The following is an 18,304-nucleotide window of genomic DNA, read 5'->3' on the forward strand; positions in this document are numbered from 1 at the left end:
GGATGCCGGCAAGCCATCGAAAAGCGTCAAGCGTCGCGAAGCCCGTCAGCTCGCGACCCAGGCGCTGTACCAATGGCACATGGCCAAGCAGTCGCTGAACGAGATCGAAGCGCAGTTTCGGGTCGATAACGATTTCAGCGATGTCGATGCCGCTTACTTCCACGACATCCTGCACGGCGTTCCGGCCCACAAGCCTGAGATCGACGCTGCACTGACGCCGTGCCTGGACATCACCATCGAAGAGCTCGACCCGGTTGAACTGGCCGTTCTGCGCCTGTCCACCTGGGAACTGCTCAAGCGTGTCGACGTGCCTTACCGCGTTGTGATCAACGAAGGTATCGAGCTGGCGAAGGTCTTCGGTTCCACCGATGGCCACAAGTTCGTCAACGGCGTACTCGACAAGCTGGCCCCGCGTCTGCGTGAAGCTGAAGTGAAGGCGTTCAAGCGCTGATTGGCGCTTGTAATCGCTATGGGTGAGTTTGAGCTGATCCGCAATTTCTTCGCCGCCGCGCCTTGTGCGCAGGGCGGCGAGGGCGTTGCCCTTGGGATCGGTGATGACTGTGCCTTGCTGGCTGTTCCTTTCGGGGAACAGTTGGCGATTTCCACCGACACGCTGGTTGCCGGTGTGCATTTCGCAGATCCCTGCGACCCGTTTTTGCTCGGTCAGCGTTCGCTGGCTGTAGCCGTCAGTGACCTGGCCGCCATGGGCGCCACCCCTGTTGCCTTTACCCTTGCCTTGACCTTGCCGACGGTGACCGCCGAATGGCTGGACGCCTACGCCCGTGGCTTGAATGTGATGGCCCAAAGCTGTGGCGTGGCGCTGATCGGCGGCGACACTACCCGTGGGCCGCTGAGCTTGACCGTGACCGTGTTCGGCCGTGTGCCGGCCGGTCAGGCGTTGACGCGCAGCGGTGCGCAGCCGGGTGATTTGCTGTGCGTCGGCGGTGAGCTGGGCAATGCGGCGGGCGCCTTGCCGCTGGTGCTGGGGCAACGGACCGCTGACGTAGACATCGCTGATCCACTGCTGCGTCACTACTGGTCACCGCAACCGCAACTGGCCCTCGGTCAGGCGTTGCGCGGCAGGGCCACTGCGGCGCTGGATATCTCTGATGGATTGCTCGCCGATTGCGGGCATATTGCGCTCGCGTCGAAGGTCGGCATTCAGGTGGAGCGGAGTAAGCTGCCTCTGTCGCCAGCGTTGCTGACCTTCCTCGGCCAATCAGGCGCCGAAGACGCGGCCCTGAGCGGTGGCGACGACTACGTGCTGGCCTTCACCTTGCCGCCCGTCGAATTACCCAGATTGCTCGCGGACGGCTGGCCGGTCCATGTAGTCGGCCAGGTCGTGACGGGGCAGGGCGTTGTGCTGCTGGACGCCGATGGACACGACATCACCCCGCAAACCCGGGGCTATCAACATTTTCGGGAGACACCGTGACAGATCATCCCAAACAGGTCCCGGCGGAATTCGTTCCGCCTTCGGTCTGGCGTAATCCGTGGCATTTCCTGGCGTTCGGCTTCGGCTCGGGCACCTTGCCAAAGGCTCCGGGCACCTGGGGGTCGTTAGTTGCGCTACCCTTTATTCCGTTGTGGCAGATGTTGCCGGACTGGGGCTACTGGCTGATGCTCGGCATCACCATGCTGTTCGGCTTCTGGCTGTGTGGCAAAGTCGCCGACGATTTGCGGGTACACGACCACGAAGGCATCGTCTGGGACGAGATGGTCGGGATGTGGATCACCCTGTGGCTGGTGCCGGAAGGCTGGTACTGGTTGTTGGCGGGTTTCCTGATGTTCCGTTTCTTCGACATCCTCAAACCGTGGCCGATTCGCTGGATCGACCGGCACGTGCATGGCGGCGTCGGGATCATGCTCGACGACGTGTTGGCCGGGGTCTTTGCGTGGCTGGGGATGCAGGGCCTGGTGTGGTTATTCGCCTGAGTGGTGAAGCAGGGGACTAGGGATGGCTCGACGCTGGTTGATGGTGGTTTTTGCGCTGTTTTGCGCCCTCGCCCAGGCGGGGGATACCGCGCCGACGCCGTCCGTGATCCATCTGGCCAGCGAAGACTGGGAAGACTACACCGCCGCTGACGGGCATGGTCTGGGTTGGGACGTGTTGCGCGCGATCTTCGAGCCGGCCGGGGTCAAACTGGACATCCGCACCGAACCCTACACCCGCGCCGTCGGCCTGGCCCAGCGCGGCGAAGTGGACGCCTGCGTCGGCGCCTACCGCAATGAAACCAGTGACGTGCTCTATCCGCACTGGAACTTCGACACCGACCACATCTATGCCCTGGGCCTGGCGAGCAATCCGCCACCGACCCCGGAAACCCTCGGCAATTATCGACTGGCCTGGGTGCGCGGCTACAAGTACCAGGATTACCTGCCGAACGTGCAGCGCTATAACGAAGTGGTGCGGCGAACCGGCATTCTGTCGATGCTGACCCACAACCGCGCCGACTATTACATCGACGCCCTGACCGAAATCAATTACGTGGTCGCCCGGGCCAGGGATCCTTCGCAGTTCCGCCGTACCCACATCGCCGAGTTGCCGCTGTACCTGTGCTTCGCCGACAACCCCAAGGCCCGCACGCTGATGGCGTTGTTTGACCAGCGCATGGAGTTGCTGGTGAAAAGCGGCCAGTTGAAACCGATCTTTGCGAAGTGGAAGCAGCCGTATCCATTTACCACAGACTGAGTGCCGCCAATGTGGGAGCGGGCTTGCTCGCGAATGCGGTGGGTCAGTTTGCATATTTGTATCTGACAGACCGCATTCGCGAGCAAGCCCGCTCCCACAGGGGCCGTGACTTGTCTGCTTGATCAAACTTTTTGATCGTTATGCCCCATAATTCAGCCTAAGCGTCTGAAGAAAGCTGCTGTTACAATGCGGCCTCTGCGAAACTCCAGTACTTATTGATCAGGAGCACACCGGTGCCTGTCGTTTTTGTCGCCGCTTCGAAGCTGCCAACGCCTTTTGCGCAATTCACCATGCATGGCTTTCTCGATGAAGAGAACGGGCGTGAGCACGTGGTGCTCAGCCTGGGCGACTTCGCCGACGGCGCCCCGGTTCTCGGTCGTTTGCACTCCGAATGCCTGACCGGCGATGCCTTGTTCAGCCAGCGCTGCGACTGCGGCTCGCAACTTGAAGCGGCATTGCAGGCGATTGCCCGTGAAGGCCGGGGCGTGTTGCTCTACCTGCGTCAGGAAGGCCGTGGCATTGGCCTGCTGAACAAGATCCGCGCCTATGAATTGCAGGATGGCGGCGCCGACACCGTTGAAGCCAACGAGCGTCTGGGCTTTGCCGCCGACCAGCGCGACTACGCCATGTGCCTGCCGATGCTCCAGCACCTGGGCGTGAAATCCCTGCGACTGATGACCAACAACCCACGCAAGGTCAAAGCCTTGACCGACATGGGCATCGTGGTCGCCGAGCGGGTGCCGCTGCACACCGGCCACAACCCGCACAACAAACTCTACCTCGCGACCAAGGCCAGCAAGCTCGATCACATGATGGGCAACGAGCATCAGGGCGAGGCAGACCGGGCGTGACCCGCGGCCAAGTCCGGCGGCGACTGTCCGTCACCTGGTGGCAATACCTGGCGTTGGCGCTGGTGCCGCTGTTCGTGATCAACGGCGTGTTCGGCCAGGGCGAAGCTATCTTGCCGGTGCTGGCGATGCCGTTGTTTATCGCCGGTGTGGCCTCGATGTTTGTCAGCCTGAAGTATTTCAATGGCTATAAACATGCGCTGATCGCCACCCAGAAAGCCCTCGACACCCCTGAAGAACCCGCCGCCTGGATTGCCCTGGCCGCCAAGCGTCGTATCGCATTCCTGGTCGCGAGCCTGCCGGCATGGGTTGGTGCGTTGGCGGTATTCGTTGGCCTTGAGGCCGTGCCGTTGGTATTGCTGGCGCTGTCGACGGCGGTGCTGTTTTACCTCTACCGTATTCCGCGTCAACTCGGCTGATGCTGCGTCATTGGCTGGCGGTTTTGTTGCTGGCCGTCAGCGGCTCGGCTGTTTCGGTCGAACGGGTGGTCAGCCTTGCGCCCTCTCTTTCTGAAATCGTTGTCGAACTGGGTTCCGCCGACTTGCTGGTTGGCGTGCTGGATGCCGGCGAGCGTCCCGCCGAACTCAAGGATCTTCCTTCCGTTGGCCGCTACGGTCAGCTCGACATGGAGCGCTTGCTCAGCCTCAAACCCGATCTGCTGTTGCTCTGGCCCGGCAGCGTCGGCCCGGCCCAGCGTGAACAACTCAAACGCCTGAACATTCCCACCTACGTCGCTGAACCCCACAACCTCGAACAGCTCACCGCGCAGATTGAAGCGATTGCCACGCAACTTGGACGGCCAGAGCGGGGCGTCACATTGGCGGCTGATTTGCGCCAGAAACTGGATAACCTGCGCCAGCGCTATCGCCGGGACAAACCGTTGCAAGTGTTCTATCAAATCTGGGATCGGCCGTTGTACACCGTGGGTGGCGGGCAGATCATCAGTGATGCGCTGGAAGTGTGCGGGGCGCGCAACGTGTTTGCCGAACTGACGCTGCCGGCGCCGCAGGTCAGCGTTGAGGCGGTACTGCAGCGCAATCCCGAGGTGATTCTGGCCAGTGATCAGGCGCAGCTGGATGCGTGGAAGGCCTGGCCGCAGGTGGCGGCGGTGGCGCAGAAGCAATTGTTGTTGGTGACGGATAAAGGGCTGGAGCGGCCGAGTGGGCAGATGATCGAGGCGACGGCCAAGTTGTGTCAGGTGATAGCGCCCGACCGCTGAGACCGAGGCGCCTGCTTCGCGAGCAAGCCCGCTCCCACACTGGATCTGTGAACGACACAAAACCCCTGTGGGAGCGGGCTTGCCCGCGAAGAGGCCAGTCCAGACACCTCAAATTTCAGATCAGAGTTCAGGCGTCCAGGTCACCCCAAACATCCACGCCCGTCCTTCCTCGCGATACCCAAACTGACCACCGTCATAACTGTACAACGCCCGGCTATAGCCCTTGTCCAGCAAGTTATCGACCTTCAACTCCAGCTTCACTTCTCGATTCAACGCCCAACTGCTGCGCAACCCAAGCAACGCATAACCACCCAACGGCTGCAGATTCTTCTCCTCGTCATAACTGCTGCTGACCGCCTGCCAACTGGCGCCCAGGCCCAACCGATCAAACTGCCGATCCAGATCCAGGCTCAACGTGCGTCGTGCGCGTCGGGCCAGGGTATGACCGCTGTCGCGATCCCGTGGGTCGATGATCGCCACGCCGAGGTTGCTCTGCCAGCCGAACAGTTCCTGTTTCAACGCCGCTTCGAAACCGTTGATGCGTGCTGATGCCACGTTCTGCGGGCGGTCATTGCTGCCAACGATAATCGCGTCCTCCAGGTCCGTGCGATACAGCGATGTTTCCAGTCGGCTGGTCTCGGTCAGTTGACTGCGCCATTGCAATTCATAGCTTTTCGACGTTTCAGGCTTGAGGCTCGGGTTGCTGTAATTGGGGTAATACAAGTCGTTGAAGGTCGGCGCGCGGAAGCCTTCGCTGTAGGTCAGCAGCACGTCGTTGTCCGGATTCAACGGCAGGGTGAAGGTGCCGCTCCAACTGTTTTGGCCGCCGAATTGTTGGTTCTGGTCTCGGCGCAGGCCCAGTTCCGTGGAGAAACTGTCCGCCTGGTAACGATGCTGAATGAAGGCTGCGCGGTTCCAGCGACTGTCTTCGTCGAACGGCGTGCTGCTATTGATCCGGTCTTCGTACCCGTCGCCGCCAAGGATCAGGCTGTTGCGCTCGTTGAGCTTCAGGTCGTTCTGCCAGTTCACCGAATCGCGGTAGGTGTTGAACACCGTGCGCTCGTCGCTGAGCTTGTCGAGGGTCTTTTCGCGGTTTTCGCTGTGGCCGAATTCAACGCGGGTTTTCCACACATCGTTGATACGCGCGTCGACGTAACTGCTGACGCTGCTGACATCGAAATCACTGTAAGGCTGCTGCTGGACCGATTCGAAGGTGTTCAAGTCGAAGCGACCGAACGGGTTGTCGAATTCGCTTTTGCCGTGGTTATCCAGCACGTTCGCGCCGATTTCGATGTCATCGGTGAGGGCATGGCTCAGGCTCAAGCTCACGGATTTATTGCGGTACTCGTCGTGATCACCGTCGCTGGGATATGACTCGCGGGTGCGATTGATCCCGGCGGTCTCATCAAGGCTGGCGCCGAGATTGAAACGGGTTTTCTCATCGCCACCGGACAAGCCGAGGCTGCGTTCCCACGTCTGGTTGCTGCCAAACCCCACATGCAGACGCGGTTGCAGACCTTGTTCGCTGCCACGGCGGGTAAAAATCTGGATCACCCCGCCAATCGCATCACTGCCATAAATCACCGAACGAGAGCCACGCAACACTTCCACGCGCTCGATCTGTTCGACGTTCAGGTGTTGCAGGTTACTGTCGCCGGACGTGGTGCTGCCGATGCGCTGGCCGTCCACCAGCACCAGGCTCTGGGCCGACTTGGTGCCGCGAATGTAAATCCCCGGCAAGCTGCCGCGCCCACCGGTTTGCCCGACTTGCACCCCCGGCACCCGACGCAACAGGTCGGTGACGCTGCTTGGCTGCAAGCGGTCGATGTCTTCGCGGGTAAACACCGTGTTGGCGGCGCTGCTGTCATTGCGTGCTTCGACTTGGCGGTTGGCGCTGATCAGCACGTCGGGGAGCTTGAGGGCTTGGTCGCGTTCGAAGGTGTCGGCCAGGAGTTGGCCGGCTGGCAGGAGCGTCAGCGTAAGAGCGAGGCGGGGGAGATTCATTGGCAGCCCATTGGCAATCTGGAGCGGATACATGTTTGAAGGTTGCGCAAAACCAATGTGGGAGCGGGCTTGCTCGCGAAGGCGGTGGGTCAGCAACCTTTAAGTCGACTGACAGTCCGCTTTCGCGAGCAAGCCCGCTCCCACAGGGTTTTGCGTTTAGATATTCAGCAGTTGCAGACGCTCACGCACCGACGCTTCAATCCCCGCTTCATCCAACCCGCACTCCGCAAGCATCTGCGCAGGCTTGGCGTGTTCGACATAGCTGTCCGGCAGGCCCAGATGCAGCATCGACTTGAGGATGTTCTCGCGAGCGAGGAATTCGCTGACCGCGCCACCGGCACCGCCCATGATCGCGTTTTCTTCGATGGTCACCAGCAGCTCATGGTTGCCGGCGATTTCGCGAACCAATGCTTCATCGAGTGGTTTGACGAAGCGCATGTCGACCACGGTTGCGTCCAATGTTTCGGCGACTTTCAGCGCTTCGGCCAATTGCACACCGAACACCAGCAGGGCGACTTTATTGCCCTGGCGGCGAACCACGCCCTTGCCGATGTCGATCGGTTGCAGGTCTTTCTCGATGGTCGCGTTCGGGCCATTGCCGCGCGGGTAACGCACCGCCGCCGGGCCGTTGTACAGGTGGCCGGTGGTGAGCATTTTGCGCAATTCGTTTTCGTCGCTAGGGGTCATCACCAGCATGCCGGGGATGCAGCGCAGGAACGACAGGTCGAAGCTGCCCGCGTGGGTCGGGCCGTCCTCGCCCACCAGACCGGCGCGGTCGATGGCGAACAGTACGTCGAGGTTTTGCACCGCGACGTCATGAATCAGTTGGTCGTAGCCCCGTTGCAGGAACGTGGAATAGATCGCCACCACCGGTTTCGCGCCTTCACAGGCCATACCGGCGGCGAAGGTGACGGCGTGCTGTTCGGCAATCGCCACGTCGAAGTAGCGCAGCGGGAAACGCTCGCTGAACGCCACCAGGTCCGAGCCTTCCTTCATCGCCGGGGTGATCCCGACCAGACGCGGGTCAGACGCGGCCATGTCGCACAGCCATTCACCGAACACACCGGAATACTTCGGCCCGCCGGATTTCTTCGGCGCAGCGGCCGGCGCATCGACCGGTTCGAGTTTGGTGATCGCGTGGTAACCGATCGGGTCGACTTCCGCCGGGGCGAAGCCTTTGCCTTTCTTGGTGACGACGTGGAGAAATTGCGGGCCTTTCAGATCGCGCATGTTGCGCAGGGTGGCGATCAGGGTCGGCAGGTCGTGGCCATCGATCGGGCCGATGTAGTTCCAGCCCAGTTCTTCGAACAGCGTGCCCGGGACCAGCATGCCCTTGGCGTATTCTTCGGTACGCCGGGCGATTTCCCAGGCGCCGGGCAGGCGCGACAGAACCTTTTTGCTGCCTTCACGCATGCTCGCGTAAGTGCGGCTGGACAGGATCTTCGCCAGGTAATTCGACAAACCGCCGACGTTGCGCGAGATCGACATGTCGTTGTCGTTCAGGATCACCAGCATATTGGCGTTCACTTCCGGCGCATGGTTCAGCGCCTCGAAGGCCATGCCGGCAGTCAGGGCGCCGTCGCCGATCACGGCAATCGCCTTGCGATCACTGTTCTGCAGGCGGGCGGCAATGGCCATGCCCAGCGCTGCGCTGATCGAGGTGCTGGAGTGGCCGACGCCAAAGGTGTCGTACTCGCTCTCGGAACGACGCGGGAAGGCAGCGACGCCATCCTTCTGGCGCAGGGTGCCCATGCGCTCGCGACGGCCGGTGAGGATTTTGTGCGGATAAGCCTGATGACCCACGTCCCACACCAGCCGGTCGTCCGGGGTGTCGAAGACGTAATGCAACGCGATGGTCAGCTCGATGACGCCCAGGCCGGCACCGAAATGCCCGCCGGTCTGACCGACCGTGTAGAGCAATTCCAGGCGCAATTCATCGGCCAGGGTTTCCAGCTCGGCTTCGCCTAACCGGCGCAGGCCGTCCGGCGTGTTGGCACGGTCGAGCAGGGGCGTGGTCGGGCGCTTGCGGGGAATCTCATGAAACGTCGTGGGCATCAGGCGAATCGTTATAGGTATAGAAGAGGCGGCAGTTTACCTGATGCATCGGCCCCTGCCCACGCGTTGCTCTTTTTTGGCGGATACGCTGTCAGCTACGCCGTTCGACGATATAGCGGGCCAGATCACGTAATGGCTCGGCTGCCGCGTCAAACGGTCGCAGCGCATGCAGGGCCTGATCGCGCAGTTCCAGGGCGTAGGCCTTGGCCGCGTCGAGACCGAGCAGGGCCGGGTAAGTCGGTTTATCCCGGGCGATATCGGCGCCCTGGCGTTTGCCGAGGGTTTCGGTATCGCTTTCAACGTCGAGGATGTCGTCCTGGACCTGGAACGCCAGGCCGATGGCCTGTGCATAAGTCTGCAAGGACTTGAGTTCGTCTTTCTCTGCACGGCCACTGGCCAGGGCGCCGAGCTTGACGCTGACCTCGATCAACGCGCCGGTCTTGTGCCGGTGCATGGTTTCGAGGGCTTTTTGATCGAGCTTGAGGCCAACCGAACCGAGGTCGATGGCTTGACCGCCGACCATGCCCGCCGGGCCTGCGGCCAACGCCAATGCGCTGACCATTTGCAGACGAATCTCGGTATCCGGTGTGCTCAGGCGCGGGTCGAGCAGGGCGCTGAACGCCAGGCTCTGCAAGCCGTCACCGGCGAGGATCGCGCAGGCTTCGTCGAATTTCTTGTGCGTGGTTGGCTGGCCGCGACGCAAATCGTCGTCGTCCATGGCCGGCAAATCGTCATGCACCAGGGAATAGGCGTGGATCAGTTCCACCGCGCAAGCCGCGCCGTTGGCCTGCTCAGCCTTGCCGCCCAGCGCTTCGCACGCGGCGTAGGCCAGCAACGGGCGCACACGCTTGCCGCCATTCATCACGCTGTAGCGCATGGCTTCATAGAGGCGGGCGAGCTCGGGGCGCGGCGGGTTGAACAGGGTGTCCAGTGCAGCGTTGACGCGGGCCTGGCTGGTCGCCGAATACGCTGCAATCATTCTGGCTGATCCGCGTCGAAGGGTTCCTCGGCCAGCTCGCCATCACGCTCGAGCAGCACTTGAACCTTCTGCTCGGCCTGGGCCAGCGCTGCCTGGCAATCGCGGGTCAGACCGATGCCTTGCTCGAAAGCCGTCAGCGAATCTTCCAGCGACAACTCGCCGTTCTCCAGTCGCTCCACCAGCGTTTGCAGGTCAGCGAGGGATTGTTCGAAATCCAGTGCAGCTTTTTTGCGGGCCATGGCGGCTATTTCCGGTTGACGTTAAACCGGCGCGACACTAGCAGACATGGGGGTTATGGGCAAATGAGCGGGGGGTTGAAACCTGTTCCATGGGCATAACCACAATCCCTGTGGGAGCGGGCTTGCTCGCGAAGGCGGCGTGTCAGTCACTCTAGATGTGGCTGATGTATCGCCTTCGCGAGCAAGCCCGCTCCCACGGGTGAGTTCTTCATCTGTCGGGCATCGGTGCACTGTCCATCGCCACAAGGAATGTCGTTTTTGGGACAGTGGAAAATTATTCGGCTCATTTCGTGAGCCGAATAACTCCTCTATTCGGCTCACGCCCAACAATCACCGTGATTTCCAGCACAAATAAACATGTATCTGATTGTTAAAAAACTGCCGAATGGCTAACCTTCGCGCCTTCTACGACCCAATAGTCACGGGTCTTTCTGACGAAACGCAGTTTTTGCATCTGTAACGCGCCGAGGATCGGGCGCAAGGTTTCGTTGTGCATGGCAGGAGGCGTCACATGCGTTGTTTTCTTTCACTGCTGACGATGCTGGTCTGGGCCTCCGCTGCCTGGGCCGAGCCGACGGCTGAACTGTCGGAGCCAGTCGGCGGCTGGCGCTACAGCGGCTTGCTCGATCGCAGAGAAAACCCTCAAGTCGCCTATCCGACGCCGCCCATCGACCGGGGCGTGCAGCGCAATCGCACGATGATCGAAGGCCAGCTCAAGGCCATCGGCACCCAGCGCGGGCCGCACACTCTGGCGGTCAACGGCAATCCACTGAATCTGTACACCGACGACGAAGGGCGTTTCGCCCGGCCGTATGCGTTTGGCGCCGGGTCCAACAGCGTCGAAGTGCGCAGCACCGAGGGCAAGTCGCTCAAGCGCGTTCAATTCTATGAAGCCAACAACCTGCGCACCCCGGCGCGGATTCGCGTGGTGCTCGGTTGGGACGATCCCAAGGCCGAGCTCGATCTGCACATCATCACCCCCGACGGCCAGCATGCGTTCTTCGCCCACACGGCGTTGACCAACGGCGGCGGCCTCGACCCGGATGGCGTCGATGGTCCCGGCCCGGAAATGTTCACCATGACCGCGCCGATGCATGGCACCTATCTGGTTTACGTGAACTATTGGGGCAACTTTGGCAGCGAAGGCTATAACTTCGATGAGACCAGTAACCAGAACGAGGTCATCACCTCGCAAATCAACCTGGTGCTCAACGAAAACACCGTCGACGAAAAACGCGAGACCTTCATCGTGCCCCTGCGGGCGATCGGTGACCTGTTGCTGGTCAAGACTTTCAACTATTAAGCATCCCGCTCCACGGATGAACTGCTGAGCTTTGGGAACATGAGCGTGAACATGAGCGATAACACTGTGAGTCCTGCCACCGCCGACGCACCGACCGTCAAACCTCCTCGCCGCTGGCCAGCCGTGCTGATCGGGCTGTGCCTGGTGGCCGGCGTGGCGGGCGGGTTGGGTTGGTTCATGCACAAACCCAAAGTGCCGTTGGCGGCGTTGGCCAGCGACAAACTGGGCATGAGCCGGCCGGACGGTCTGCTGGAAACCAACTCCTTGAGCCAATTGCCCAAGGATTTGCTGGCCGTGCCGTTCCTCAAGGAAACCCTGACCGAAGATTTCGTCTTCTATTACGAAGCCCACGCCGATCGCCTCGGCTTGATCGGCAGTCTGCGGCGGATCATCTACGAACATGACCTGAAGCTGCAGGACAGCCTGATCGAGCAGCTTTTCGATCAACCGACGGACGTGGCGTTGTGGCGTGGGGCGGATGGTCGTCTGAAAGACTTTTTGCTGGTGATGGATCGCGGTGGTCTGGCCAAGATGCTGGAGCCGCTGGCCAAGGTTGCACTGGATGACACACAACTGACCCAGGTCGGCACGGTGAAGGTCGGCGCTGACGATGTGGCGCTCTTTCAACTGACCTACAACGCTACCAAGGCGCTGCTGTTCGCTTCCCATGGCGACAAACTGGTGGTGCTGTCCAACCCGACCAAACTCTACGATGCGGAAAGTGGTGCTTCTGAGGAGTCGGGCGCCGTTTCCACCAAGTCCATTGCCGCGCTGCTCAACGGCGACAAACTGTTCCCCGAAGCCTTCGGCCTGCAACCCCGCGCGCCGGAAGTGAAACAACGCCTGTCGGTCAACGCCAGCGTGTTAGCCATGGGTTACCAGCGCTTCATCCCGAACTTCGCTGGCCTGCGTTTCGACATGGACGACAAGGGCTGGCACAGCTTCCTCGCCATGGATGAACTGGACAACCAACCGGACTTCGATTTCAAACCGATCTGGCAAGCCATGCCGATGGGCGCCAGTGCCTGCGTGGCCTTGCCCCTCGCCGCCGAACAACAGAAACCGTTACTGGTAAAACTCGGCGCCGAAGAAAAAGTCGCCCAGGCCCTGACCGAACACATGGCCGGCGCGGCGGGCCTGTGCTGGTACGCCGATTCGCGGCTGTATACGCCGCTGCTGGTGGCCAGCCTGAATGACAGCGACAGCGCCAAACTCGATGGCGACCTGGGCAATCTGTTCGGCTCGATGGTCGGCGCCTATGAAGGCAACGTCGAAGAACATGCGTTCCCGGTGGTCGAGAAGAAGGAAGGCGAAAGTCATCAGTGGCAGCGTCAGGTCAGCTCCAACTTCGGCCCTTATAAAGCCAAGGATGCCGAGAACCCGGACGCCATCACCGGCAAGGCGTTCATGAAAGTCAGCCTCGCTCGCCACGGTTCGACGCTGCTGTTCTCCCTCGACGACAAGTTGGTGGATAAAGCCCTCGGCACCCTCGACAAACGCTTCCCGCCCATGGCCGACGTGGTGCCGAAAGACCTGCTGATGCCGGTCTACTTCGGCCCGGATTCCATGGCGCAACTGATGCAACAGGAAACCCTCGACAGCCTGCCCCAGGACATGGAACCGGTGTTCTACAACGCCGCGCAAACCTACCTGATCCCGAAACTGCGCAAGCTCGGCGGTTACGGCAAGTACGCGCTGACCCTGCCTGAAGGCAGCGAGCCGGACGGCCACTGGCAATGGCTGCCGCTGGAGTGGAAAGCCCTGTGACAACCCTTATCCGAGGCCTCGGCCTGCTGGCGATGTTGCTGGGCAGTCGGGTGTTTGCCACTGAAGCCGCGCCGCTGGATGCGCAGCAATCCCAGGTGTTTCGCGCCTGGTTTGTGCGCATCGCCCAGGAACAATTGACCCAAGGGCCGAGCCCGCGCTGGTATCAGCAGGACTGCGCGGGCCTGGTGCGTTTCGCCGCCAACGAAGCGCTGAAAGTCCACGACGACAAATGGCTGCGCAGCAATGGCCTGTCCAACCGCTACCTGCCGCCGGAGCTGCAACTGAGCGAGGCTCAGCGCGGTCTGGCCCAGCAATGGCAGCAGGGCGGCGGCAAGGTTGGGCCGTACGTCAACGCGATCAAACTGATTCAGTTCAACAGTCATCTGGTGGGCCGCGATGTGTCGCAGGCCCGGCCTGGCGACCTGATGTTTTTCGATCAGGGCGACGACCAACACCTGATGATCTGGATGGGCCGCTACATCGCCTATCACACCGGCACCACCACCCCCACTGACAACGGCATGCGATCCGCGAGCCTGCAGCAACTCATGACATGGAAGGACACCCGATGGATACCCGACGCAGCCAACCCCAACTTCATCGGCGTCTATCGACTGAACTTTCTCTCCCAATGATCGGTGCCCGCATGCTGCGTTTACTGCCTCTGCTGTTGGTTCTAGTGCTGCCATTTTCGGCGGTGAATGCCGAAGACACCGTCGAGCCGAGCGGCTACACGCCGGTGGCCGGTGAAAGCTTTTTCCTGCTGGCCGACAGCAGTTTCGCCAGCGACGAGCAGGCGATGGTGCGCCTCGAAGCGCCGGGCCGTGACTATCGCCGCTTCCGCATGGAGCCTTACGGTGGCGCGGACATTCGCGTGTACCGCATCGACAAGCCGCTGGATTTCCTCAAGCGCCAGAAGAACCTGCACCGCGTGGTCAGCGACGGCCAGTTCAAGGGCGAAGGCCTGTCGAACACCCTCGCGTACCTGTGGGACAACTGGTATCGCAAATCCCGTCGCGTGATGCAGCGGGCGTTTTCCTACGAGTCCCGCAAACAAGTCACCGAGGAAGTGCCTGAGCTGAAGATGGGCACCGCGATCGCCGCGCCAACGCCCTACGATGCTCAGCCGCAATTCGCGCTGATTCCGGGCCTGCCGGTTGTCAGCCAATTCCGTTATCCGCTGTGGGAAGCCAAACCGATCCAGCCGCCTGCTGGCGTGAACCTGGCCGGTTCTTCCAGTGAGTTCGTCAGCGTGGCGCCGGGCAACGTCTACATTCCGTTGGGTCACCTGAAACCGGGTCTGTACCTGGTGGAAGCGCTGATCGGCAAGTACCGCGCGACCACCATGGTGTTCGTGTCCAACACCGTGGCCGTGAGCAAGATTGCCGGTGATGAATTGCTGGTGTGGGCTGCGCGCAAACACGAAGGCAGTTCAGTGCCAAAAGTGAATGTGCTGTGGACCGATGGCCTCGGCGTGATGAGCAGCGGTGCCACCGATGCCGATGGTTTGCTGCGCCTGAAACACGTCAGCCCCGAGCGTTCGTTCGTGATCGGTGAAGACGAAGAGGGCGGGGTGTTTGTCTCCGAAAACTTCTATTACGACAGCGAAATCTACGACACCAAACTCTATGCCTTCACCGACCGGCCGCTGTATCGGCCGGGGGATTGGGTGTCGCTGAAAATCGTCGGTCGCGAGTTCAAGAACGCCCGGGACTCCGTGGCACCGACTGCTGCCGACGTCAACGTGACCGTGCTCGATGCTACTGGCACGGCGCTGCAATCTCTGGCGCTGAAGCTGGATTCCAAGTCCGGCACCCAGGGCCGTTTCCAGTTGCCGGACAACGCGGTGGCGGGCGGTTATGAGTTGCGTTTCAGCTACAAGGATCAGGCCTACAGCAGCGCTTTCCGTGTTGCCGAATACATCAAGCCGCACTTCGAAATCTCGCTCAATTTGGCCAAACAGGATTACCGCACCGGCGAACCGGTGAAGGGCAGCCTGGTGCTGCTGTACCCGGACGGCAAACCGGTGGCCGACGCCAAATTGACCCTGAGCCTGCGCGCCCAGCAACTGTCGATGGTCGATAACGAGTTGCAATACCTCGGGCAATTCCCGATCGAGCTGACCAGCACTGAACTGACCACCGACGCCAAGGGTAACGCGACCCTCGACCTGCCGGCCGCCGACAAACCGAGCCGCTACATGCTCACCGTGTTCGCCAGCGATGGCGCGGCGTATCGGGTCAAGACCACCAAGGAAATCCTCATCGACCGTGGCGCCGCCAGTTTCAGCCTGCGCGCACCGCAACGCTTCAGTGCAGTCGGCGACAAGGTTGCATTCCGCTACGTGAACGAAGGCGGCAACGAGCAAAGCAAAGCCGTCACCCCGAGCAGCTACAGCTGGGTGCGTCTGGAAGATCAAACCACCGGCGACGGCAAACTCACCGCGAAAGACAAAGGCTTCAGCCTCGCGTTCGACCGCCCGGGCACCTACAACCTGACGTTGAAGGATGACCATGGCCGCGTGGTCGGCGCGACCGGGCATTCGGTTACCGGCGAAGGCGTCAAAGCCGTGCCGGGCACCGTGGAAATCGTCCTCGACAAACCCGAGTACAAGGCCGGCGATGAAGCCATGGCACTGATCACGTTCCCGGAACCGATCAGCGATGCGCTGCTGTCCCTGGAACGTGACAAGGTCGAAGCCACGGCGCTGCTGTCCAAGGGCGCTGACTGGCTGAAGATGGAAAAACTCAGCGAAACCCAATACCGCGCGCGCATTGCGGTGAAGGACAACTTCGCGCCGAACCTGACCTTCTCCGTGCTCTATACCAAGGGCGGTCAGTACAGCTTCCAGAACGCAGGCATCAAGGTGATTACGCCGCAGATCGACGTGGCGATTGCCACCGATAAAGAGTCGTATCAGCCGGGCGATACCGTGTCGGTTGACCTGACCACCCAGTTCGCCGGCAAACCGATTCCGGCGCACCTGACGGTCAGCGTCGTCGACGAAATGATCTACGCGCTGCAACCGGAAGTCGCGCCGACCATCGACCAGTTCTTCTACCACCCGCGCCGCAACAACGTGCGCACCAGCGCCAGTCTGTCGTTCATCAGCTACGACGTGGCATTGCCGGGCAGCCCAGGCGCACCGGGCAAAGCCAACCGCAGCGAGCGGGGCGTGAAAGTGCTGGAGCGGCCGCGTCGTGAAGACGTCGACACTGCCGCGTGGCAGCCAGAGTTGATCACCGACGCCAACGGCAAAACCCGCTTCACCTTCAAGATGCCGGACTCGCTGACTCGCTGGCGCATCACCGCCCGGGCCATTGCCGATGACGGCCAAGTCGGGCAGAAGAAACAATTCGTGCGTTCGGAAAAACCGCTGTACCTGAAGTGGAGCGGCCCGACTAAATTCCGCACCGGCGACAAACCGGATCTCGGTGTGTTCGCTTTCAGTCAGGCCGAAAAACCGGTCAAGGCTGAGCTGGTAATTCATTACGGTGGCGCCGAGCAGCGTGTGCCGGTGACGTTGAACAACGGCATCAACTACATCGCACTGCCGTCGTTCGCGCTCGCAAGTGGCGACTGGACTGCCGAACTGGTGCAGGACGGCAAAACCGCTGATGCTCTGGCCGTGCGCCTGACCGCGACCGGCGAAGGCTGGCAGGTTACGCAAAGCCAAAGCCTGGACGTGGCCAGCGGTGATACGCCGCTGACCTTGCCGGCGGACGCGACGGATATTCGCCTGCGTCTGGATGACAGTTCGCAAGCGCTGTTCCGTTCGGCCCTCGATGATCTGCTGAGCTATCCGTATGGCGGCGTCGAACAAACTGCCAGCCGTTTGCTGCCGCTGAGCATTGCCTATCCATCCCTGTCGTCGAACCCGCAGATCCGCGATCGCTTGCGCCTGATCATGCAAAACAGCCGTTTGCGCCTCGTGCAAATGGCCGGGCCGTCGGCGAGTTTCACCTGGTGGGGCATGGACGGCGAGCCGGACGCGTTCCTCACCGCTTACGCCTATTACGCCGACTGGTACGCCAGCAAAGCGCTGGAACTGAGCCTGCCGCCGGAGCATTGGCAGCGTGTGCTGGAGGTGTATTCCAAGCAAGCGAAGAACACGCCGTTGCTGCAACGGGCGCTGATCCTGTCGTTCGCCAAGCAGATGCAATTGCCGGTGAACACTTTGCTCAGCGGTTTGATGGATGACCTGGCGAAGGCTGGCGATGGCAACGCGGCGAACCTGATGGACGATGGCGAAGACAGTCTGGTCATGAGCGATCCGGATTCGGCGCTGGGCCTGGCGGCGGCACGTGCGCTGACGGCTTCGTTGGCCAAGCAGTCCAAGGTGACACTGCCGGAGGCGTTCAATCGTCAACTGCCGGATGCGCAACAACGTCTGGCGGTCAGTTCGCAGCCGTTTGCCGAAGCGCTGAACCTGTCGCTGCAAGCGTTCGATCAGGCTCACGCGCAACAGCTGTTGCAACGTCTGCTGCCACAACAATCGACCCTGGAACGCGCCTTGGCCCTGAGCTGGTTGCAACACAGCATCGAACAGGCTTCGCCGACCATCGCCCTCGCACCGGGCGAAGGCTGGAAGAAACGCTACGGCGATACCGGCGAAATGTACTGGACGTGGCAGGGCGCTACGCCTTTGCCAGCGGCGTTGTCGCTGGCCGGAACACAGGAACGTCCGCTGCGCGCCGCGTTGAGCTATCAGACCAAGCAACCAGCCATCGACCCGATGGCCGTGACCATCACCCGTCGCCTGTCGCGTCTGGTGCCGGGTGACGAAGCGTTCGAATTCAAACTCGAACCGGTCGGAACCAAGCCGTTGTCCAGCGACAGCCTGTACCTGGACGAAGTGATCATCACCAGCAAAGCCGCGAAACCGCTGCGCTACGGCATGATCGAAGTGCCGCTGCCACCGGGTGCGGATGTCGAGCGCACCACGTGGGGCATCAAGTTGATGGGCAAGGCTGGCACCGAACCGACGGCGCTGGAGAAAGCGCGTTTCGAACCGGGTCAGATGGCTTACGGGATTCCGGTGGATGCCTTGAGCGGCGAATTGCGCGTGCGTCACTTGGTGCGCTTCTCGCAGAAAGGCCAGTTCAACCTGCCGCCGGTGCGTTTCACTCAGGTCTACGCGCCACAGCATCAGGCTCAGGAACAGAAACCGGCGCTCGGCCAGGTCACGGTCAACTGAC

Annotated in this window: 15 protein-coding genes; 11 read left to right on the forward strand and 4 right to left on the reverse strand. The window is 61.4% G+C overall.

All coding sequences use genetic code 11. The features are described from left to right. The 7 genes from nusB to ACIQY3_RS28675 all read left to right on the forward strand — a co-directional run. Positions 1-451, forward strand: a 451-nt coding sequence (nusB, locus tag ACIQY3_RS28645; RefSeq protein WP_403026549.1) for a transcription antitermination factor NusB, incomplete at its 5' end; no start/stop codon positions are given. 18 nt (positions 452-469) lie between these two features. Further along, entirely contained in the window at positions 470-1,435 is a 966-nt protein-coding gene (thiL, locus tag ACIQY3_RS28650) for a thiamine-phosphate kinase (protein ID WP_403026552.1), read from the forward strand. Beyond that, positions 1,432-1,935: a phosphatidylglycerophosphatase A gene (locus ACIQY3_RS28655; protein ID WP_258617383.1), complete on the forward strand. Its 504-nt coding sequence runs from the start codon at positions 1,432-1,434 to the stop codon at positions 1,933-1,935. Before thiL ends, ACIQY3_RS28655 begins: the two co-directional genes overlap by 4 nt. A 22-nt stretch (positions 1,936-1,957) precedes the next feature. Further along, positions 1,958-2,692, forward strand: a complete 735-nt coding sequence (locus tag ACIQY3_RS28660; protein ID WP_403026556.1) for a substrate-binding periplasmic protein — start codon at positions 1,958-1,960, stop codon at positions 2,690-2,692. Positions 2,693-2,925: 233 nt separating this feature from the next. After that, entirely contained in the window at positions 2,926-3,543 is a 618-nt protein-coding gene (gene ribA, locus ACIQY3_RS28665; RefSeq protein ID WP_054052350.1) for a GTP cyclohydrolase II, read from the forward strand. Continuing rightward, positions 3,540-3,959: an MFS transporter gene (locus tag ACIQY3_RS28670; RefSeq protein WP_403026561.1), complete on the forward strand. Its 420-nt coding sequence runs from the start codon at positions 3,540-3,542 to the stop codon at positions 3,957-3,959. Before ribA ends, ACIQY3_RS28670 begins: the two co-directional genes overlap by 4 nt. Further along, positions 3,959-4,759, forward strand: a complete 801-nt coding sequence (locus ACIQY3_RS28675; RefSeq protein WP_403026564.1) for a cobalamin-binding protein — start codon at positions 3,959-3,961, stop codon at positions 4,757-4,759. The genes ACIQY3_RS28670 and ACIQY3_RS28675 overlap by 1 nt, the downstream gene beginning before the upstream one ends. 120 nt (positions 4,760-4,879) lie before the next feature. On the opposite strand, the gene ACIQY3_RS28680 is transcribed toward ACIQY3_RS28675, so the two are convergent. The 4 genes from ACIQY3_RS28680 to ACIQY3_RS28695 all read right to left on the reverse strand — a co-directional run bounded on the left by ACIQY3_RS28680 (position 4,880) and on the right by ACIQY3_RS28695 (position 10,036). After that, a complete protein-coding gene (locus ACIQY3_RS28680) occupies positions 4,880-6,763 on the reverse strand; it encodes a TonB-dependent receptor domain-containing protein (RefSeq protein ID WP_403026566.1) in 1,884 nt (627 codons plus the stop codon). Between the two features lie 156 nt (positions 6,764-6,919). Beyond that, positions 6,920-8,818, reverse strand: a complete 1,899-nt coding sequence (gene dxs, locus ACIQY3_RS28685; protein ID WP_403026569.1) for a 1-deoxy-D-xylulose-5-phosphate synthase — start codon at positions 8,816-8,818, stop codon at positions 6,920-6,922. A 91-nt stretch (positions 8,819-8,909) separates the two neighbouring features. Beyond that, positions 8,910-9,797, reverse strand: a complete 888-nt coding sequence (gene ispA, locus ACIQY3_RS28690; protein WP_403026572.1) for a (2E,6E)-farnesyl diphosphate synthase — start codon at positions 9,795-9,797, stop codon at positions 8,910-8,912. Continuing rightward, complete coding sequence (locus ACIQY3_RS28695) at positions 9,794-10,036, reverse strand: exodeoxyribonuclease VII small subunit (RefSeq protein ID WP_007894317.1); 243 nt, start codon at positions 10,034-10,036, stop codon at positions 9,794-9,796. The genes ispA and ACIQY3_RS28695 overlap by 4 nt, the downstream gene beginning before the upstream one ends. 511 nt (positions 10,037-10,547) lie before the next feature. Between ACIQY3_RS28695 and ACIQY3_RS28700 the strand changes: the two genes are divergently transcribed. From ACIQY3_RS28700 to ACIQY3_RS28715, 4 genes are read left to right on the forward strand one after another with little or no spacing between them, the layout of a single operon-like run. Beyond that, positions 10,548-11,339, forward strand: a complete 792-nt coding sequence (locus tag ACIQY3_RS28700) for a YfaP family protein (RefSeq protein ID WP_403026575.1) — start codon at positions 10,548-10,550, stop codon at positions 11,337-11,339. A 51-nt stretch (positions 11,340-11,390) separates the two neighbouring features. Then, positions 11,391-13,106: a DUF2138 domain-containing protein gene (locus ACIQY3_RS28705; protein ID WP_403026578.1), complete on the forward strand. Its 1,716-nt coding sequence runs from the start codon at positions 11,391-11,393 to the stop codon at positions 13,104-13,106. Then, entirely contained in the window at positions 13,076-13,741 is a 666-nt protein-coding gene (locus ACIQY3_RS28710) for a DUF1175 domain-containing protein (protein ID WP_403026580.1), read from the forward strand. The genes ACIQY3_RS28705 and ACIQY3_RS28710 overlap by 31 nt, the downstream gene beginning before the upstream one ends. Next, entirely contained in the window at positions 13,738-18,303 is a 4,566-nt protein-coding gene (locus tag ACIQY3_RS28715; protein WP_403026583.1) for an alpha-2-macroglobulin family protein, read from the forward strand. The genes ACIQY3_RS28710 and ACIQY3_RS28715 overlap by 4 nt, the downstream gene beginning before the upstream one ends. Position 18,304: the final 1 nt, after the last annotated feature.

It is taken from the genome of Pseudomonas sp. NPDC096950 (assembly GCF_044762525.1).
Classification (GTDB): Bacteria; Pseudomonadota; Gammaproteobacteria; order Pseudomonadales; family Pseudomonadaceae; genus Aquipseudomonas.

Excerpts from the sequence above, each read along its gene's own strand:
- ACIQY3_RS28660 (WP_403026556.1), top strand. The coding sequence starts at position 1,958 with ATGGCTCGACGCTGGTTGATGGTGGTTTTTGCGCTGTTTTGCGCCCTC.
- ACIQY3_RS28710 (WP_403026580.1), top strand. The coding sequence starts at position 13,076 with ATGGCTGCCGCTGGAGTGGAAAGCCCTGTGACAACCCTTATCCGAGGC.
- ACIQY3_RS28705 (WP_403026578.1), top strand. The coding sequence starts at position 11,391 with ATGAGCGATAACACTGTGAGTCCTGCCACCGCCGACGCACCGACCGTC.
- ACIQY3_RS28715 (WP_403026583.1), top strand. The coding sequence starts at position 13,738 with ATGATCGGTGCCCGCATGCTGCGTTTACTGCCTCTGCTGTTGGTTCTA.
- ACIQY3_RS28675 (WP_403026564.1), top strand. The coding sequence starts at position 3,959 with ATGCTGCGTCATTGGCTGGCGGTTTTGTTGCTGGCCGTCAGCGGCTCG.
- ACIQY3_RS28680 (WP_403026566.1), bottom strand. The coding sequence starts at position 6,763 with ATGAATCTCCCCCGCCTCGCTCTTACGCTGACGCTCCTGCCAGCCGGC.
- dxs (WP_403026569.1), bottom strand. The coding sequence starts at position 8,818 with ATGCCCACGACGTTTCATGAGATTCCCCGCAAGCGCCCGACCACGCCC.
- ACIQY3_RS28695 (WP_007894317.1), bottom strand. The coding sequence starts at position 10,036 with ATGGCCCGCAAAAAAGCTGCACTGGATTTCGAACAATCCCTCGCTGAC.
- ispA (WP_403026572.1), bottom strand. The coding sequence starts at position 9,797 with ATGATTGCAGCGTATTCGGCGACCAGCCAGGCCCGCGTCAACGCTGCA.
- ACIQY3_RS28700 (WP_403026575.1), top strand. The coding sequence starts at position 10,548 with ATGCGTTGTTTTCTTTCACTGCTGACGATGCTGGTCTGGGCCTCCGCT.
- thiL (WP_403026552.1), top strand. The coding sequence starts at position 470 with ATGGGTGAGTTTGAGCTGATCCGCAATTTCTTCGCCGCCGCGCCTTGT.